This is a genomic window from Williamsia sp. 1135, assembly GCF_002095395.1.
GTDB lineage: Bacteria > Actinomycetota > Actinomycetes > Mycobacteriales > Mycobacteriaceae > Williamsia.
Genome location: NZ_MJEI01000005.1, coordinates 1 through 470, shown reverse-complemented (window position 1 = coordinate 470; position 470 = coordinate 1). Strand labels below are relative to the sequence as shown.

The 470-nt window shown below is 60.0% G+C and carries 1 protein-coding gene; it reads left to right on the top strand.

Features of this window, described 5'->3' with window-relative positions:
- Nucleotide 1: 1 nt before the first annotated feature.
- Nucleotides 2-470: transposase (locus tag BFL43_RS00025; protein WP_240497973.1), on the top strand; the 469-nt coding region annotated here is incomplete at its 3' end.

Below are 470 nucleotides of genomic sequence, written 5' to 3'. Positions count from 1 at the left end.
GTTGGCCGAGCAGCTCCTGGCTCAGGCCAAGGAGCAGGGCGTGGAGTTGATGGGCCCGAACGGGCTCCTCAATCAGCTGACCAAGAACGTTCTGGAGACCGCGTTGGATGCGGAAATGACCGAACACCTGGGCTATGAGAAGCATGATGCCGCCGGCCGCGGCAGCGGCAACTCCCGAAACGGGACGCGGTCGAAGACGGTACTGACCGAGATCGGGCCGGTGGAGATCGAAGTGCCACGTGACGTCGACTCGTCGTTCGACCCGCAGATTGTCAAGAAGCGCCAACGCCGCCTTACGGGTATCGATGAAATCGTATTGTCTTTGACGGCAAAGGGTTTGACCACCGGAGAGATATCCGCGCACTTTCAGGACATTTACGGAGCGTCGGTGTCGAAGGACACGATCTCACGGATCACCGACAAGGTCGTCGGGGAAATGACCGAGTGGCAGAACCGGCCACTTGATCGGG